The sequence below is a fragment of the Symbiopectobacterium purcellii genome (genome assembly GCF_052050035.1).
GTDB classification, from domain to species: Bacteria; Pseudomonadota; Gammaproteobacteria; order Enterobacterales; family Enterobacteriaceae; genus Symbiopectobacterium; species Symbiopectobacterium purcellii_A.
The window spans coordinates 277,566-293,920 of the sequence record NZ_CP189882.1; the positions used below are offsets into that span (position 1 = coordinate 277,566).

Genomic DNA, 16,355 nt, shown 5'->3' on the forward strand with positions numbered 1-16,355 from the left:
CTATTATCAATGAGTGACTCAGTTTCGATTTTAAAACATTCACGCTTGCCTTATATTACCTTTCACTGCCCTTTTTTTGTCACAGGCCATTTACTTTCATGAAAGATATTGAAACGCTCATCGCCAACAACCAGCGTTGGTCCAACACCATGGTTGAAGAAGATCCGGGTTACTTTGAACGTCTGGCGTTGGCACAAAAACCCCGTTTTTTTTGGATTGGCTGCTCTGACAGTCGCGTACCCGCGGAAAGCCTGACCAGCCTTGCACCCGGCGAACTGTTCGTTCACCGCAATGTGGCAAACCTGGTTATCCACACCGATTTAAACTGCCTTTCCGTAGTGCAATATGCCGTTGAAGTGCTCGAAGTCGAACACATCATCATATGCGGGCATTACGGTTGCGGCGGCGTGCAGGCGGCGGTAGAAAACCCTGAATTGGGGCTTATCAACAACTGGCTGCTGCACATCCGTGATTTGTGGTACAAGCATAGCTCGCTGCTGGGAGAATTGCCGCCCGAAGAACGCTTTAACAAACTGTGTGAAATCAATGTAGTAGAACAAGTCTACAACTTGGGCCACTCCACCATCATGCAATCCGCCTGGAAACGCGGCCAAAAGGTCACGATCCACGGTTGGGTTTATGGCATCAAGGACGGTTTGTTAAGCGATCTGGAAGTGACCGCAACCAGCCGCGAAACGCTGGAACAGCGCTATCGCCGCGCCATCTCTTCCCTGATCTGATATTACAGGGGCACCTTATGTGCCCCTCGATTTGCCGCGACAACTTATTCCTGCGGAATCACCTTGCCGATATAGGGCAAATGACGATAATGCTGCGCGTAGTCGATGCCGTATCCCAACACAAATTCGTCAGGAATAGAAAAACCGACCCACTCAACTTCCACGTCCACTTCCCGACGCTCCGGCTTATCCAACAGCGTACAGATGGCCAGCGACGCAGGCTCACGCAGACGCAGAATTTCGCGTACTTTGCTCAGGGTGTTACCGGAATCGATAATGTCTTCCACGATCAACACATGTTTACCACGGATGTCTCCATCCAGATCTTTGAGGATCTTGACGTCTCGCGTAGAGCTGGTCCCGCTGCCGTAGCTGGACGCCGTCATAAAGTCCACTTCGTGGGAAACATCGATGGCACGGCATAAATCGGCCATGAAAATAAACGAACCGCGCAGCAGCCCGACTAACACCAGATCGCTGTCGCTGCCACGATAGTGCTGGCTGATTTCCTGACCCAATGCTCTCACGCGCGCGCGAACGTCCGCTTCGGCAATCATGACGTCCACAGCATGTTTCATCATACACATCACTCGTTTTAAAAAAGGGCGACACCAAGAGCTACGCAGCTTTTTCGCAGCCTGTTCACGGTCTCTTTGAGGCGCGCAGTATAACGCCACAGGGCAGGGTTCTCAATAAGCGTGTTGCTTAATAGTGAAATAAGGGTGTTTCGGTGATTGAAGTAAATTTTACGCTGTTCTGAGATGGAAATTCCAAAGACCGGCGCTAAGGAGTAAGAAGGTATCATCAATAAAGGGTCTACGATTCCGTAAAATTTGGGTCATGCAACCGAGGCGCTTGATACCCGCGATGGCGTGTTCAACTGTAATACGGATGCCCGAGATTATTTTATTTTCTTGTTTTTGTTCAGGCGATAAAGGTCTTTTTCGAGTTCCTTTTTTTGGGATTTGTGTATTAGGATGCTGTTTATCTATACCTTGAAAACCGGTATCTGCCCAGATGGTTACCTCAGGAGGAATATGGCGAATTATATCGACTTTATCGAGTAAGCGTTTATCGTGACGGCGCCCATTTTTGCTCATGGGGATAAATCCAATTTGCCTTGTTTCGTCAGTCATAATAAGCCCTTTTCGAGTGGTCTGTCTTTTCTTTCCCGAATACATTTTTTTTCGCCGACGCAGATTCTTAGGCTTTTGGACAGGTCGCTCTGTCCCATCAATAAAGACGTCTTTAACTCCAGGAAAGGCGCGAAAAAATTCCTCAGCAGAGCGAATTTGACGAGCGGGCAAAACACATTCTCGCCCCAAGGGGCTTTGTTGAATAATTTAACCGTTTGATTTACATCTTCTTTAGTTAGAATGCATTTACAGAGAATGTATTTTGTTAGAACGACAAATCAAATAGTTAGCACAATAAAAAGCATTCCGAGAGGAAAAATTAGTCGTTGAAATTTTATAATGCTTATATAAATCAGTATCTTAAATTATTCAACAAAGCCGCCCCAAGGTCATCTCTAAAACCGGCAATAATATTTTTACCCAGCGACATACCCGTGTTCTATCTAAACCAAAAAGAAGTCCTTGCAAATCATAGGTCGGATAACATTTTAAATACAATAAAATAAAAAGCAGTTTATCTAATGGGGTTGGGATAAATCCTTTCTGCCCTGCACCCATCTGCCGCTCGTGATCTTTTCGATTCTTTTTCCGATAAATCAAATAACAAGCTGAAAATTCAGCGGCTAAATTTTTCAATTCTTCGACTGATAATCCAATGATTGCTTTACATAAACGATTATCTCGTAACAACCGCTCTTTGTTGATCATTTCAAACCTTTATTCTCTAAGTTAAACCTCTTTTTATTCTCAATAGCCTGACAAAAAATGCAAGTCTCTATTCAGCAACTAGTTTATAGGTATGCTCCGCATCCTGGCTCGGTGCCGCAAAGACGTGGAGGCGACGCGAGTAACCCAGCGTGTTCACGGCGAAGTTGATTTTGCAGCGTTCACCAGACACCTCCGCCTCGATTTCTCCCCAGTCATGCTGTAACTGGTAACCTGGCTGGGTTTCGAAGCGCACGGTCTTTTTACCCGGCCGCATTTTACGTTTGGGCTGGATGTAAGCCCGAAGCGTGGAGCGTCCGCCGGGATAGCCCATCTTTCTGATTTCATGGAATATCACTTCGGCGTTCCAGACGTTTTCGGTCAGACGCATATCGATGTACTCCATGAAAGGGCGGAGTTTTTCCATTCGCAGCCGGGCCTTACGGGCCGGCGGAGATGGATAACGCAGATACCGGCTGAAGGTGCGCTCGGAACAACCGATTTGGGTGGCAATATCGACAATGTAAGCCCCCTGATGGCGCATTTGCTTTATAGCCAACCGACTTAAAAATGATTACATCCTATGCCCTGATATGCGGCAAAGAAGCATAGCTGGCTGTTATCAAAATAATGTCGCTTGGCTATATCATGAAAAAGTCCTCTCTGCTCAGCATGTTGATATCCTTTTCGGTGTAGGAACCATAAGGAAACAACATGTTGGGTGGAGCGGACAAATCAAATGGTGAATTAGGGACTTATATCACTGGCGCTGACACCGTGGGGGCAACCAAGAGTTATCGTAAAGGATACCGGCCATTCTAAGCAGGTTATTCCGGCTGATACCCGTTATCGTCCTGCGTCGGGTGCGAAGCCGCCTGGCGTGCCAGTTCATCACATTTCTCGTTCTCTGGATGACCCGCGTGGCCCTTGACCCACTCCCAACGCATCGTGTGTCGCTGAATGGCGGTATCCAGGCGCTGCCAGAGATCGATATTCTTAACTGGTTTTTTATCGGCGGTTTTCCAGCCTTTAAGTTTCCAATTGTGGATCCAGCGCGTGATACCCTGCCGCACATATTGGCTATCGGTACTCAGTACCACCGTACACGGCGTGGTCAATGCTTCCAACGCAGCGATCGCCGCCATTAACTCCATGCGATTATTGGTCGTCAGGTGATACCCTGCGCTCATGGTTTTTTCGTGCTGCTTGTAGCGCAGCACAACGCCATAACCACCTGGGCCGGGATTTCCCAGACAAGAACCATCGGTGAAAATTTCTACCTGCTTTGTCATCTCTGGTAGACTCTGCCTTAATCATAAAAACCGTAAGTCTGACATAAAACGAAAGCGATGAGCACTGCAATTACACGACAGATCGTTCTGGATACCGAAACCACGGGGATGAACAGGCTCGGCGTTCATTATGAAGGCCATAAAATTATTGAGATTGGTGCGGTGGAGGTCATTAATCGCCGCCTGACGGGGCGCCATTATCATGTGTATATCAAGCCTGACAGACTGGTTGATCCGGAAGCGTTCATGGTCCACGGCATCAGCGATGAGTTTTTACAAGATAAACCTGCCTACGCTGAGATAGCGGAGGAGTTTATTGAGTTCATTAGCGGTGCGGAACTGGTTATTCATAATGCCACGTTTGATATCGGCTTTATAGACTATGAATTTCGCATGCTGAATCGGGATATCCCGAAAATAGAGACTTTTTGCAAGATCACCGATAGCCTCATGGTCGCGCGTAAGCTGTTTCCTGGTAAAAGAAACAGCCTGGATGCATTGTGTGACCGTTATCAGATAGATAACAGCAAACGAACGCTGCACGGGGCGTTACTCGACGCCGAAATCTTGGCTGATGTCTACCTGGCCATGACCGGGGGACAAACGTCTTTGGCGTTTGCCATGGAGAGTGACACTCAGCAAGTGAGTACAGAAAGTGAGAGCGTACAGCGAATTGCGCGCCAGGCGTCAACGTTGCCCATCATTTATGCCAGCCCGGACGAACTGGCAGCACATGAAACGCGCCTCGATCTGATTGCTAAAAAGGGGGGCAGCTGCTTGTGGCGCCAGTGATCATCATCCGGTTGATGCTGATTACAGCATGACGCTGGAATTATAAACAAACAGTATGAATTGATTATAAAAAGCATTGACGCCATACCCAGATCACCTTAGTATTCATCCCGCTCGCAAGCGTATGTTAATGGGGAGCGGTAGTTCAGTCGGTTAGAATACCTGCCTGTCACGCAGGGGGTCGCGGGTTCGAGTCCCGTCCGTTCCGCCAATAACTAGAGAATGCTTATATAAGAACCTATCCCAATAGGATTTTATTCCAGACAATGATGCCGCAGGTAAAATGCAGCATCACCCCATAATTTTCGACTTTCTTCTCCCAGCGAGTCAGAACCCGACGAAAGCGATTCATCCAGCTGTGCGTTCTCTCCACTACCCAGCGGTGAGCTTTAAAATCCGTGTTTTTGATGGCTTCCGACTCCTCTTTCCTTGACTGGATATGAGGTTCGTAACGACGACTTTTCAGACAGGCCTCCAGCCATCCGGCTTCATAGCCTTTGTGCAGACAGAGGCGGAGCTTTCTGCCGGGTCTGCCCGTCTGAAGGGCGTCGAGAGTATCAGCAACCAGCTTTATGTCGTGGGTATTTGCCCCTGAGACAACCAGAGAGAGGGGAAGCCCGTTCGCATCGGTCATCAGGCTACGCTTTACACCCTGTTTCCCCCGGTCTGTGGGATTCCGTCCTGTTTTTTTGAGCCTGCCAGCGGTGACTTCGTCATACAACCATCCATCGACAGCCATGACCAGTCGATAGCATCCAGCTGCTCGCAGGCCAGCAACCCGTTCTGCCAGAACCGTTCAAAAACTCCTGCATCCCGCCACTCCTGGAAGCGGCGGTGAGCGGAGCTTGACGAGCATATCCCGGTGGCATTCAGGGCATTCCACTGGCAACCCGTTCTGAGCACAAAGAGAATGGCGTTCATTGCGGCACGATTATCAACCCGCCTGCGATGCGTACCCAGCGAATGGTGGGTTTTGTGTTCCGGGAGCAACGGAACCATTTCCCCCCAGAGTTCATCGCTGATCTGCCACGGCTTTGTTGAATAATTTAAGATACTGATTTATATAAGCATTATAAAATTTCAACGACTAATTTTTCCTCTCGGAATGCTTTTTATTGTGCTAACTATTTGATTTGTCGTTCTAACAAAATACATTCTCTGTAAATGCATTCTAACTAAAGAAGATGTAAATCAAACGGTTAAGTTATTCAACAAAGCCATCTGCCACTTATTGCTTGCCATATTTCCCTCAGAAATTGCCATTACTTATTAACTGACAATTCCTTTTGGGATAGGTTCTAAGTTCGCTTATATCAGCATTTTTTTTTGCTTTCTCGCAGGGTGCTTAATTTATCAACAGTAAAGAAAACGAAATGGTGTAGTATTTCCTGCGATGAAAATGCAAAGTATTAGCTACAATACTGGCTTTAAGCGTGGGCTAGATGAAATCTATTCATTGGTTCGTGTGAATGAGTGGGTTTGTCGCCGTGTTAGATATTATCGACTATAAGAATTTTAAACAGATAATTTATGTTGTATTTTGTCTGCCTATGCCATGCCTCCTTCACTGAAAATCATATGCGCTACCTTCTGTCTGCGCATGTTATTACCGTTGAATGCTAATAAATTTAAAAATAAAACAATATATTATCTCTGGTGGAGTGGTCTGGTATCGCATGAACAATGTTTATGTGGGGCACTATCAATCTCGTTGCGCGACCTGCTCGTATGTTTTTATTTATCGTTTCATTTTAAATGTCGATACTTTATTCTTTTTTTTTTGAATGTTTGGTGTTTACGACTAAATGTTGATTTCTCATTCATTTTATAATAAACCTATGTAGATAGGCCGTTTTTTTTTATATTTTTATGATTAAGCATCTGTCTAACTTGTTTTTGTTAGTTATTCTTATCACGTATTTAAAGAAAGGTAATATTAATTGTTGTTTGTTTTATGTGTGTATTTTTCAGGGGTAAGAAAAATCTTATAATCTTTTTGATTCTTGCTAGTGCTTTGTTAATTGATAGGTTTTGACAATTGTTTTTTGGGTTTTATTTATAAATATCGCCATTGTTAATGGCGAAAAAGAGATGTTATAAAATCCCCACAATATAATGAGTGTTGAACATTACCAAGTCGAAAAATACCTGGTGAAAATGATAGAATTAATAAATGGAGGGAATTTGATATGCATTCTTTAGCAAGTTATGTTCAGGAAAAGTCTATCGTGGGTTATATGTATTTTACTGAAGTAATGCACAATTTTAAAAATGATCAGCGCGGGGTAACCGCTGTTGAATATGCTATTGTAGCCGCGGGTGTTGCTGGGGTGGTTACGGTTATTTTTCAGAGTGATGGGGTTGTTAGTACTATGTTGAAAAGTATCTTCATTAATATCACAAAGAAAGTGACTGATTCTGCTTAATTAGAGGTTATTAACTATCCTCTGGAAAGTTGAAGCAATACTTTAACCCGAAACAGGTACTTTATAACTGCATGTTTTTATTAAAGTGCCTGTTTCGAAAGCCTTTATTGAGCTCATGCGGTAGCTATATGTCAAAAAAAAGAGGGGGTTCTTATAATGGGTATTATACCTGATAATAATTTTATAACAACAGCGAAAGCGGATTAGCGTTGAAATGAAAAAGAGCGCATTGATTATTTACCTGTTAATGATTCTGACTGGCAGCATTGGTATTTTATTCTATATGAAATCCGCACTTACGCCGACATCAGGAACGAGTGACATGCGGGGAGATTCTTTAGCAGAAACCATTGTCGTGGCCGTCGCCCAGCGAGACCTGTCTGCCAACAATGTTCTGAAGAAAGATGATTTTCAATTGAAAAATATATCTGTATCACCAGAAAGCACTGATATGCAGTTCAATATAAAACAAAATGACCTTATTCATTGGGCACTCAAAAGTGCGGTAGCCAAAGGCACCTACCTTCAACCAACGGCGTTGGTTGAGCCCGGCAGTGATGATTATATCGCTATGTTTATCATGCCAGGAAATGTGCTTTACCCGTTTGAGTTAGATGCTTCTGATAATTATCTGTTAACCAATTTAAAGCCAGGTGCCAGTGTGGATATCTATCTTTCCTATGGACTCCGTCAAGACGATAACGGAAGTGAGGACATCATCTCGCCCGCGAAGTCGATTCGCGATACACGGCTTAAACCTCTGATGATCAATAGGCGTGTATTGGCAATTCGTCGGATAAACCAGGATGAAAAAGAGAAGTCTCAAGAAAGTAGAAGCCAACTCCTGGTTGAACTGAGAGATTCAGAAATCAAGCTGCTAAAAGGATTAGAAGGCAACGCCAAAATACTGCTATTTCCCACGGCCAGAAACCCTATTGACTTGCGTTCGAGAGGTAGTGAAACGCTATCCGGCAAAGAGGCAACATGGCCCGTCAGTAGTGCCCCCCTGTTTGATGAACCTCGCTCGCGGCCCACACACGAGTGGCGCGGTTAACAGGTATTGCCTGTTGGGGTATAGGGAAATTTTAAAAGAGGAAAAAGTTTGATGATGAAGCGCTTCTCATTTCACGCTCGCCTGATACTAGCACTGATTTTATTGTGTCCGTTAACTGCAATGGCCGATCAACTCTTTTTAAAGCCTGGGCAGTCAAAAACATTACGAACCAAAGGGCGTGTTAATACGGTATTTATCTCAGATCCTTCAGTAGCGGACTATAAGGTATTGAATGAAAACACCATCGTATTGTATGCGAAAGTACCCGGTATTTCAGAGGTCACTGCCTATGATGCTGACACAAAAATTTTGGCTGATTTACAAATAAATGTTGATTCCTTCCTGGGGGATATCAATCAGCGAATTGTGGTTGAGTTTCCCGGTAGTCAGGTGGTAGTTAAGAGTTTTATCAGCAGTGAAGGTAAATCTTATATCCTGACGGGGACGGTGCCCGATGAGGAAACCCGTGGGGCGGTATACCAGTTAGTGGGCAGTGTCGTAGGGAAGGAAAGCCGAGATCTGAAGGTTAACTATAATACTGATGATCGGGAAACCTCAGAGGTTTTCTTTATGACAAAAACAATCTATAGCAATGTCATAAACAGATTACAATTACCCTCACCCAATCAAGTTAACGTAAAGCTCAGCGTTGTTGAGGTAAGTAAAAAATTCACAGACACTTTAGGGATCGAATGGAGTAATTTAACCCTCAGTGGACTGATTAAAGGAAGTGGGGTTGTTAATGATCCTGGTGTTTTCAGTTTGATTGGTCTTAAACGTGGATTCGATGCAGAAAATATCAGCACGACAATCAGTGCTGTTAATAATGACAGTTTGGCTCGGATACTGGCTCAGCCAAACCTCACCGTGCTGTCCGGTGAAGTGGCCAGCTTTCTAGTCGGCGGTGAAATCCCGCTGCTAGTACAAAGCAAAGAGGGCACAACCATACAATATAAAGAATATGGTATTCGGTTAAATGTTGCTGCTAAAGTTGAAAAAAAACAGAAAATAAAACTGTTGGTTTCTAACGAAATTAGCAGTGTTTTAGGGAGTTATGCATACAATAATTACAGCATACCTCAGATAAAAACGCGGCGTTCCAGTTCTACGATCGAAGTGGCCGATGGTGATAGCTTTGTGATTGGAGGTTTACTCAATGAAGAGGACGTGGAATCACTGACCAAAGTTCCTTTCATTAGTGATATTCCTATTCTTGGGGCGCTGGCGCGTAAATCTCACACGGAAAGAAAGAAAACAGAATTGGTAGTCTTTGCGACTGTCGATCTGGTTAAACCCGTGTCTTCGGCATCACGACAGAAAATTAAGTTACCTGAATATCACCGTAGCTCATCCGTTCAATTATTTTTTAATAGTGGTGTAGATAAAAATACCCGTGAAGGACGGCTTGACAGTGATGCCCGCAGTTTTATGGAACGCGGTGGTTTTGCTAAATAGTCATGATTAACCAGGGTGCTATACATTGGAGTTGCACATGAAACTATTTTTTGATACCAAAACGAATAATAAAAATACGACATTGAAGTCGCAGAGGAAAAAATTTGCACAGCCAATTTTAATTATTTCACCACGACCTGATGTGATGTCTGAAATCGTCAGTCAGTTGTTAATGCATCATTTAGCTGATGTCATACAGCATGAAGCGAATTTTTTTACTATGAATGATAATCCCGCTGCCAGCGATGCCATCGCAGTGATTGTCGATATTGGCGACGTGGATAATGTTGAACTTATTATGCAGATGGTTGCGCTACTCATACCGGTTTCGGCAAAACCGATTTTAGTGGGCAATAATGACTCAATCCGCTTTGCACATGCATTGAAGATGTCAGGAACCAACTATCTGCATATTGGATCACAATTAGCGCAATTGCCCGATCTGATTCGTGACCCTATTCCGGCTACGCATAACCGAGTGACAATGAAAATCAGCGTTCTGGGGTGCAAGGGAGGGGCTGGGGCATCCACTGTGGCGCATCAGCTTTTTAAAGCCGCAGGAATGCTGACCTCAATACCCATGCTGTTGGTGCAGGGTTGCAGCGGCAGTCGGGATTTGGATTTATTGTTAGCTAAAGCGTTACCCAACGACGGCAGCATTGCCGATCTTACCGCCCATCAGTCGGTAAAGATGGAAACGTGCGATGCAGCATGGCTGTATGAGGATACCGCGTTTAATCGCTACAACCTGGCTTTCTTTGACCATGGAATTCATACACACCTCGAACAGCAACTGGAACAGGCATTTATGCAATCCCATGTCATTGTGTTGGTAATTTCACGGGCGTTAGCATCATTGCGTGTGGCAAAAAATATACTGGAAGAGCATAAACGTTTCTTGCTGGCAAACCCGCTGAAAGAAACGCGTATTTTTCTGTGTTTAAACGAGAGTCATCCCAAAAATACGGATGAGCTTGTTAATGCTGATATTGAAGAATATCTCGGGCTCGCTATTTTTAGCGTAAATTCCTACAACGTTCATCATAATCAACTATCCTCAGAGAGTTCACTTTATCGACTTGCTGCTCACCTGTTAGGCAAGTCGTTGGGCCCTAAGCCTGCTCGTAAAGTTCTGTTTTCCCTGCCTACTTTTCGTCGTACTGCGCGTCAAAATGCGGTCGTGTGATTTTTGGCCTTTTTGATATCTGAGCCGTGGGAAACGGAACAAGTGAAAGAGGGAAAAGGTGATGAATATTGAAACTGAAATGACCAGCACACTGCTCTATTTCCGCGAGCAGGTGCTTAAAAATATCGATTTAGAGCGTATTGATGAGTTGAAAAATCAGCGCGAATCGTTGTTACGAGAAGTTAACGACGCCATTCAACGCGTGATGAATAACACAGGACAATATCTTTCAAGCCGGGTTTGTAACTGCTTAAGTGAGCTTATTGCCGATGAGATTACGGGGTATGGACCGCTGCGTGAGCTGATGGAAGATGAAAGTATCAGTGACATTCTGGTTAATGGGCCTGATCGTATTTTTGTTGAGCGAGCGGGGAAATTGGAATTAGTTGATAAGCGTTTTATCAGCAACGAGCAGTTGATTGATATTGCCCGTCGACTGGTGGCGCGGGTGGGGCGCCGCGTTGATGACTCGCAACCGTTGGTCGATGCGCGCATGCCTGACGGTAGTCGCCTGAACGTGGTCATCGCGCCTGTTGCACTGGATGGTGCCTCGATCTCAATTCGTAAGTTTGGCTCCGGGCAGAGAACGCTGGCCAATCTGATTGAGTACGGCAGTATGAATGAGATGATGGCTAATTTTCTGGTTATCGCGAGTCGCTGTCGCGTCAACATTATTGTCTCTGGCGGGACCGGATCTGGGAAAACAACGCTGCTAAATGCCATGTCCCACTATATCGATGAAGGCGAGCGGGTACTGACGCTGGAAGATGCCGCTGAGTTGCGTTTACAGCAACCGCATGTTGTCAGGTTGGAAACCCGCATGGCCGGTGCCGAGAACCAAGGCCAGGTTACTATGCGCCATCTTGTCGTCAATGCACTGCGTATGCGGCCCGATCGCATCATTATCGGGGAGTGCCGAGGAGAAGAAGCGTTCGAAATGTTGCAGGCAATGAACACCGGCCATGATGGATCCATGTCGACCTTGCATGCCAACTCACCGCGTGATGCTTTAGCGCGTCTGGAAAGTATGGTCATGATGTCAAGCGCGGCACTTCCCCTTGCAGCAATCCGCCGTAATATCGTATCGGCAATCCATATCGTTGTTCAGGTATCGCGCTTGCCTGATGGCTCACGTAAAGTCATTAATATTACAGAAGTAATGGGTATGGAAGGCGATAATATTATCTTGCAAGATATCTTCAGCTATTCCGCGCAGGCCGAGCGCTCTGAAACAGGGGCCATTCAGGGAAGTTTTACCTCTTACGGTCTATTACAGCGATCAACCGTATACCAACAGGCAATAGTCCATGACATGCAAGAGCCTTTGAAACAACTGTTCGGAAATAAATTACCATGATCTTCATCTTCATAAGCATGCTCCTGCTTGGCCTGCTACAACTTGTGCTCGAACATCGGAAGAAAAAAAATATTCAACGCTTACGACACGTTGCTACTGTACCGACAACCAACAAGTTAACCTACCAACTTAAGCAGCATGCATTATCGCAACGTTTGGTGGCACTTTTCAGTGATATTTCTCGGTATTTGCTAGGGAAAAAATATGACCTGGTGTTAAAGAATGGTTTGATTGTCTTCGCAGTTCAAGGGGTAAGCATTTATAGTAGTCTGGAGTATTTACATATTGATTTACTTATTGTATCGCCGCTTATGTTGTTGTTGACATTGTATATACTTTTCCAACGGAGTAAAAAAGCGGCGCGAGTAGCATTCGAAACCACATTTTCGGAGGCGTTGAATATTATTAACAGCGTTATTAGTGCTGGGAATTCAGTGATGATCGGCATTGAACAGTGTGGTGAGAAGATTTCAGGTGTTGTTGGAGAAGAGTTTAGAAAAATATCTCAGCGCCTTGAAATTGGTGAGGATGTTGAAAGTGTTTTAATGGCGTCGTACCGACGTTTACCCTATAGAGAGTATTATTTTTTTATTGTCACTATTTTGGTGAACATGAAAGCGGGAGGGCAAATTAAAGACGTCATGACGCGGTTAGCAACCATGATCTCTAATGGAAGAATTATTGATAGAAAAAAAATGGCCATGACATCTGAAATCCGAATGTCAGTAAAAATATTAACAGGAATTCCGATTTTTTTCTTCTTTTTCATAAAGTTAACTTCTCCAGACAGCTTTGCCATATTGCTTTATGATCCAATGGGTAAATTCATACTTTATTATGCGGTAGGTAGCATTTTCTCGGGGGTTTTTATTCTTTGGTTAATGATGAATAAGTTATAGGTGAGTTATGTTTTATCTGTTTTCACTGCTTATGATGGCTCTGGGTCTGGGTGGCATTCTTATCCATTTTCTAAAAGGCAAAAATAAAAACAAATCATTAATGTTGTTGAATGTATATAAGCATTCACTGAATGACACTGAAACCCAGGATAATGCATCGCATGTTGAGAACATCTTGATAAAATCAAGTCGTTTAATTTCGATTGCATCATTGTTAGATAAAAATGTGATACTAAAAATGCTAACCATCGTTACGATGGGTGGAGCGTTATTTTTTCTGAACATAAGTGGTATCCTCCAAGTGTCAATGAATGTTTTACTCATTTGCCTTTTAATCTTGAGTGTATCAGTCATTATTTTACCTGATGTGGTTAAAAAGCGTATTATCGTAAAACGGTTAAAAAGCATATCAAATGATTTGCCTTTCATTATTGATATGATGGCGGTTTGTATTCAGTCTGGAATGACGGTTGAAAAATCCATGCGATATATTAGTGATAATACTAAGCATGTTAATAAGGATATTGCCAAGATTCTGGAACGTGTCATGTTAAAAACAGAGGTTAGTGGAATCAATGCCGCGTTGGAACAACTTTATCAAGAGATAGCCTGTAATGAAGTGAGGATGTTTTGTACGACATTGCAGCAGAGTATAAATTTTGGCTCATCCATTTATAAAATATTAATCGCTTTAGGCAAAGAAATGAAAGATATACAGTTACTCGATATGGAAGAAAAGGTGGCAAGCTTGTCGGCCAAAATGACCATGCCGATGATTGGTTTTATCATGTTTCCATTGTTGGCAATAATTGTCGGGCCAGGTTTGATAGGGATGATGGCATTATGGGAAAATTAGTTAATATCTTATTATTACTTTCAGTTTTTTTTCTCGCAGGATGTGTAACCAAGAGTGAAAATCACAATGCTATTGACGAGGGGCAGAAGGAGTTTATTCTTACCAAGGTGAATGATTTTCAAGGGCTAATCAAGTTATATCGTGAAAAACTAAATCGAAAAGAGGATGCAAAAACACGGTATATTTTGGCTAGTCATTACCACTCTGCGATGGATTATGAATCATCAAGGCATTATTTAGCGCCTTTGCTGGCTGATAATCCCAATGAAGATATTCTGTTACTTGAAGGCAAGAATTTGCTGGAACAAGGACGCATTGCTGAAGCGCTTGAGTGTGTTAGAGCTGCTTTGAATAAAAACCCTGACAATGGGGAAGCGTTAAACACGCAAGGTGTATTGTTGGCGCAGCAGGGCAATTACCTTGCCGCCAAGGTAGCGTTTGATAGCGCTCGAACGCATTTTGTTGATGAAGATAAAGTCATTAATAACCTCGCGATGCTGGCCATTATGCAAGAGGATTATTCTACCGCAAGGGATTATCTGGCCCCCTTGTATGCGCGAGGGTATACCGGTGAAAACTTATTACATAACTTAGTGTTTGTACTGGTGAAACTGCGGGATTTTGAGGGGGCAGAAGCGGTATTGCATCGAGCAAAGAACGTTGATATCCGTGAAGGCTTGCTTGAATCGTTATCCAAAATCAAGCCCCGCTCTCAACGCCAGTTACAGCAACGCGAATTGCTGGCTAAACAAGATGTATCGATAAAAAAAGGCCAAGATGACGAAGATGCTACGCCCGCATTACCGTTATCTAAAGAACCTAATAACGAGATTATTGCGGTCCGGGCGGGACAACATAAAAAATATTTTCGCATGGCAATGGAGTCACGGGAAAGAATAGCCGTTAAAGAACTCGGTGATAGAGCGCCGAACCAGATAACCTATGAATTACAAGGCGTGACGGCGAGTGATGACATATTACATATAGGAAATAACTTGATGGCAGAGGGGAATGTAAAGTCAATTTCAATTGCTCATAAAGACAAAAATACCATTTTGTTGACGTTCTTATTGAAGAAAAAAATGGATAAATTGAAGGTGTTTCACCTTGATGCTGAGAAATCAGCGCCTGAGAGATTAGTGTTTGATTTCTATCACGGCTAGAGACTGTAAAATAATCTGTGTAAATGGCATTTTGAGGAAAACCTTCAAAGGATAACAAAATGCCTATCAGCAACGAACTTATTGACCAACTGCTTCAAGATTGTCACTCCCCTCAGGATCTGCTGGGTGAATCAGGCCTACTCAAGGTGCTGACTAAAAGACTGGCGGAACGGGTTCTTGAAGCTGAGATGGAGATGCACCTTGGGTATGCTAAGCATGACCCGGCTGGTAATCATTCAGGCAACTCACGCAATGGCAAGACATCCAAGAGCGTACGTAGCCAAAATGGGGAGATCGAGCTCGATATTCCGCGCGACCGCAACAGTACCTTCGAGCCGACACTGATCGGTAAGCACGAAAAACAGCTTAACGGCTTCGATGACCGCATTATTTCTCTCTATTCCAGAGGGTTATCAACCCGTGATATTCAGGCACACTTTAAAGAAGTCTACGGGGTCGATGTTTCCGCTGGCTTCATTTCTCAAGTGACCAATGCTGTGATGGATGAAGTTAAGCGCTGGCAGCAACGGCCGCTGGATGCGCTTTATCCCATTGTTTACCTTGACTGTATTGTTGTCAAAAGCCAGGACGGCGGAGCCGTGGCCAACAAGTCTGTTTATCTGGCCCTCGGCGTCAACGGCCAGGGCGAAAAAGAGCTGCTGGGGCTATGGATAGCCAAAACTGAGGGGGCCAAGTTCTGGTTATCTGTGATGACAGAACTGAAAAATCGTGGGCTAAAGGACATCTTCGTCGCCTGCTGCGATGGCCTGAAAGGCTTTCCTGATGCCATTGAAGCTGTTTACCCGCATACGCGGGTACAGCTCTGCATTGTGCATCAGGTGCGGAACTCGCTGCGCTACGTCGGCTGGAAAGAGAGTAAGGCCGTTGCTGCTGACCTGCGCACCATCTATAGTTCCGCAACGCTAGAGGGCGCTGAAGAGGCCCTGGATGCCTTCGCGGCCAAATGGGATGAGCAGTTCCCGACGATCAGCCCGTCGTGGAGAAATAATTGGGAACGTCTCATCGTCATTTTTGACTTTCCGCCGGAGATCCGCAAGGTTATCTACACCACCAACGCGATAGAGTCGTTAAATGCTTCATTGCGCAAGATAACGAAAACGCGACGAATATTTCCAACGGATGACTCGGTGATAAAATTACTCTATCTAGCCTTGCATAATATCTCTGCTAAATGGACCTTGCCAATCAGAGACTGGAAACCTGCTATGAGCCAATTCATGTTGATGTATGGAGAACGAATCTCCGGTTAAGCAATGGAGCCATTTACACAAAA

At 44.3% G+C, this 16,355-nt stretch carries 16 protein-coding genes, 1 tRNA gene and 1 pseudogene; 12 read left to right on the plus strand and 6 right to left on the minus strand.

All coding sequences use genetic code 11. The features are described 5' to 3' along the window. Positions 1-98: 98 nt before the first annotated feature. A complete protein-coding gene (can, locus tag ACQGXV_RS03030) occupies positions 99-740 on the plus strand; it encodes a carbonate dehydratase (protein WP_440864839.1) in 642 nt (213 codons plus the stop codon). A 44-nt stretch (positions 741-784) separates the two neighbouring features. Here can and hpt read toward each other — a convergent pair whose 3' ends face one another. The 5 genes and pseudogenes from hpt to rnhA all read right to left on the minus strand — a co-directional run bounded on the left by hpt (position 785) and on the right by rnhA (position 3,873). Beyond that, positions 785-1,321, minus strand: a complete 537-nt coding sequence (gene hpt, locus ACQGXV_RS03035) for a hypoxanthine phosphoribosyltransferase (protein ID WP_440864840.1) — start codon at positions 1,319-1,321, stop codon at positions 785-787. A gap of 165 nt (positions 1,322-1,486) precedes the next feature. Next, a complete protein-coding gene (locus ACQGXV_RS03040; RefSeq protein WP_440863592.1) occupies positions 1,487-2,065 on the minus strand; it encodes a transposase family protein in 579 nt (192 codons plus the stop codon). Positions 2,066-2,245: 180 nt separating this feature from the next. Further along, positions 2,246-2,584, minus strand: a complete 339-nt coding sequence (locus ACQGXV_RS03045) for a helix-turn-helix domain-containing protein (RefSeq protein WP_440864841.1) — start codon at positions 2,582-2,584, stop codon at positions 2,246-2,248. A gap of 82 nt (positions 2,585-2,666) precedes the next feature. Then, positions 2,667-3,125: pseudogene (locus tag ACQGXV_RS03050) on the minus strand (hypothetical protein); the annotation flags it as partial. A 283-nt stretch (positions 3,126-3,408) separates the two neighbouring features. Then, positions 3,409-3,873, minus strand: coding sequence for a ribonuclease HI (gene rnhA, locus ACQGXV_RS03055; protein ID WP_440864842.1), 465 nt, complete (start codon positions 3,871-3,873; stop codon positions 3,409-3,411). Positions 3,874-3,930: 57 nt separating this feature from the next. On the opposite strand from rnhA, the gene dnaQ reads away from it, so the two are divergent. Beyond that, entirely contained in the window at positions 3,931-4,665 is a 735-nt protein-coding gene (gene dnaQ / locus ACQGXV_RS03060; RefSeq protein WP_440864843.1) for a DNA polymerase III subunit epsilon, read from the plus strand. Between the two features lie 134 nt (positions 4,666-4,799). Beyond that, a tRNA-Asp gene (locus ACQGXV_RS03065) sits at positions 4,800-4,876 on the plus strand. Positions 4,877-4,903: 27 nt separating this feature from the next. Here the strand turns inward: ACQGXV_RS03065 and ACQGXV_RS03070 are convergent. After that, a protein-coding gene (locus tag ACQGXV_RS03070) for an IS5 family transposase (protein WP_440864844.1) occupies positions 4,904-5,664 on the minus strand; the annotation gives its coding sequence in 2 pieces (ribosomal slippage) (positions 4,904-5,358 and positions 5,358-5,664; 762 coding nt in all). Positions 5,665-6,854: 1,190 nt separating this feature from the next. Between ACQGXV_RS03070 and ACQGXV_RS03075 the strand changes: the two genes are divergently transcribed. The 9 genes from ACQGXV_RS03075 to ACQGXV_RS03115 all read left to right on the plus strand — a co-directional run bounded on the left by ACQGXV_RS03075 (position 6,855) and on the right by ACQGXV_RS03115 (position 16,332). Further along, positions 6,855-7,091 (plus strand): Flp family type IVb pilin, encoded by a 237-nt coding sequence (locus tag ACQGXV_RS03075; protein ID WP_440864845.1) that lies wholly within the window; start codon positions 6,855-6,857, stop codon positions 7,089-7,091. A gap of 214 nt (positions 7,092-7,305) precedes the next feature. After that, the gene (locus ACQGXV_RS03080) at positions 7,306-8,145 is read left to right on the plus strand and encodes a hypothetical protein (RefSeq protein ID WP_440864846.1); all 840 of its coding nucleotides are present in this window, start codon (positions 7,306-7,308) and stop codon (positions 8,143-8,145) included. Positions 8,146-8,196: 51 nt separating this feature from the next. Next, entirely contained in the window at positions 8,197-9,600 is a 1,404-nt protein-coding gene (locus ACQGXV_RS03085) for a type II and III secretion system protein family protein (RefSeq protein ID WP_440864847.1), read from the plus strand. A gap of 37 nt (positions 9,601-9,637) precedes the next feature. Beyond that, entirely contained in the window at positions 9,638-10,786 is a 1,149-nt protein-coding gene (locus ACQGXV_RS03090; RefSeq protein WP_440864848.1) for a hypothetical protein, read from the plus strand. A gap of 61 nt (positions 10,787-10,847) precedes the next feature. Then, positions 10,848-12,143 (plus strand): CpaF family protein, encoded by a 1,296-nt coding sequence (locus tag ACQGXV_RS03095; protein WP_252120319.1) that lies wholly within the window; start codon positions 10,848-10,850, stop codon positions 12,141-12,143. A gap of 158 nt (positions 12,144-12,301) precedes the next feature. After that, positions 12,302-13,042: a type II secretion system F family protein gene (locus ACQGXV_RS03100; RefSeq protein WP_440864849.1), complete on the plus strand. Its 741-nt coding sequence runs from the start codon at positions 12,302-12,304 to the stop codon at positions 13,040-13,042. 7 nt (positions 13,043-13,049) lie between these two features. Then, positions 13,050-13,898 (plus strand): type II secretion system F family protein, encoded by an 849-nt coding sequence (locus ACQGXV_RS03105; RefSeq protein WP_440864850.1) that lies wholly within the window; start codon positions 13,050-13,052, stop codon positions 13,896-13,898. Then, positions 13,886-15,061, plus strand: coding sequence for a tetratricopeptide repeat protein (locus ACQGXV_RS03110; protein WP_440864851.1), 1,176 nt, complete (start codon positions 13,886-13,888; stop codon positions 15,059-15,061). Before ACQGXV_RS03105 ends, ACQGXV_RS03110 begins: the two co-directional genes overlap by 13 nt. Positions 15,062-15,120: 59 nt before the next feature. After that, positions 15,121-16,332 carry an IS256 family transposase gene (locus tag ACQGXV_RS03115; RefSeq protein WP_440864852.1) on the plus strand — a complete coding sequence of 404 codons (1,212 nt, stop codon included), beginning with the start codon at positions 15,121-15,123 and terminating at the stop codon, positions 16,330-16,332. The last annotated feature ends 23 nt before the right edge of the window (positions 16,333-16,355 follow it).

Excerpts from the sequence above, each read along its gene's own strand:
- rnhA (WP_440864842.1), bottom strand. The coding sequence starts at position 3,873 with ATGACAAAGCAGGTAGAAATTTTCACCGATGGTTCTTGTCTGGGAAAT.
- ACQGXV_RS03110 (WP_440864851.1), top strand. The coding sequence starts at position 13,886 with ATGGGAAAATTAGTTAATATCTTATTATTACTTTCAGTTTTTTTTCTC.
- ACQGXV_RS03075 (WP_440864845.1), top strand. The coding sequence starts at position 6,855 with ATGCATTCTTTAGCAAGTTATGTTCAGGAAAAGTCTATCGTGGGTTAT.
- ACQGXV_RS03080 (WP_440864846.1), top strand. The coding sequence starts at position 7,306 with ATGAAAAAGAGCGCATTGATTATTTACCTGTTAATGATTCTGACTGGC.
- ACQGXV_RS03090 (WP_440864848.1), top strand. The coding sequence starts at position 9,638 with ATGAAACTATTTTTTGATACCAAAACGAATAATAAAAATACGACATTG.
- ACQGXV_RS03105 (WP_440864850.1), top strand. The coding sequence starts at position 13,050 with ATGTTTTATCTGTTTTCACTGCTTATGATGGCTCTGGGTCTGGGTGGC.
- ACQGXV_RS03115 (WP_440864852.1), top strand. The coding sequence starts at position 15,121 with ATGCCTATCAGCAACGAACTTATTGACCAACTGCTTCAAGATTGTCAC.
- hpt (WP_440864840.1), bottom strand. The coding sequence starts at position 1,321 with ATGATGAAACATGCTGTGGACGTCATGATTGCCGAAGCGGACGTTCGC.
- ACQGXV_RS03085 (WP_440864847.1), top strand. The coding sequence starts at position 8,197 with ATGATGAAGCGCTTCTCATTTCACGCTCGCCTGATACTAGCACTGATT.
- can (WP_440864839.1), top strand. The coding sequence starts at position 99 with ATGAAAGATATTGAAACGCTCATCGCCAACAACCAGCGTTGGTCCAAC.
- ACQGXV_RS03045 (WP_440864841.1), bottom strand. The coding sequence starts at position 2,584 with ATGATCAACAAAGAGCGGTTGTTACGAGATAATCGTTTATGTAAAGCA.
- ACQGXV_RS03095 (WP_252120319.1), top strand. The coding sequence starts at position 10,848 with ATGAATATTGAAACTGAAATGACCAGCACACTGCTCTATTTCCGCGAG.
- dnaQ (WP_440864843.1), top strand. The coding sequence starts at position 3,931 with ATGAGCACTGCAATTACACGACAGATCGTTCTGGATACCGAAACCACG.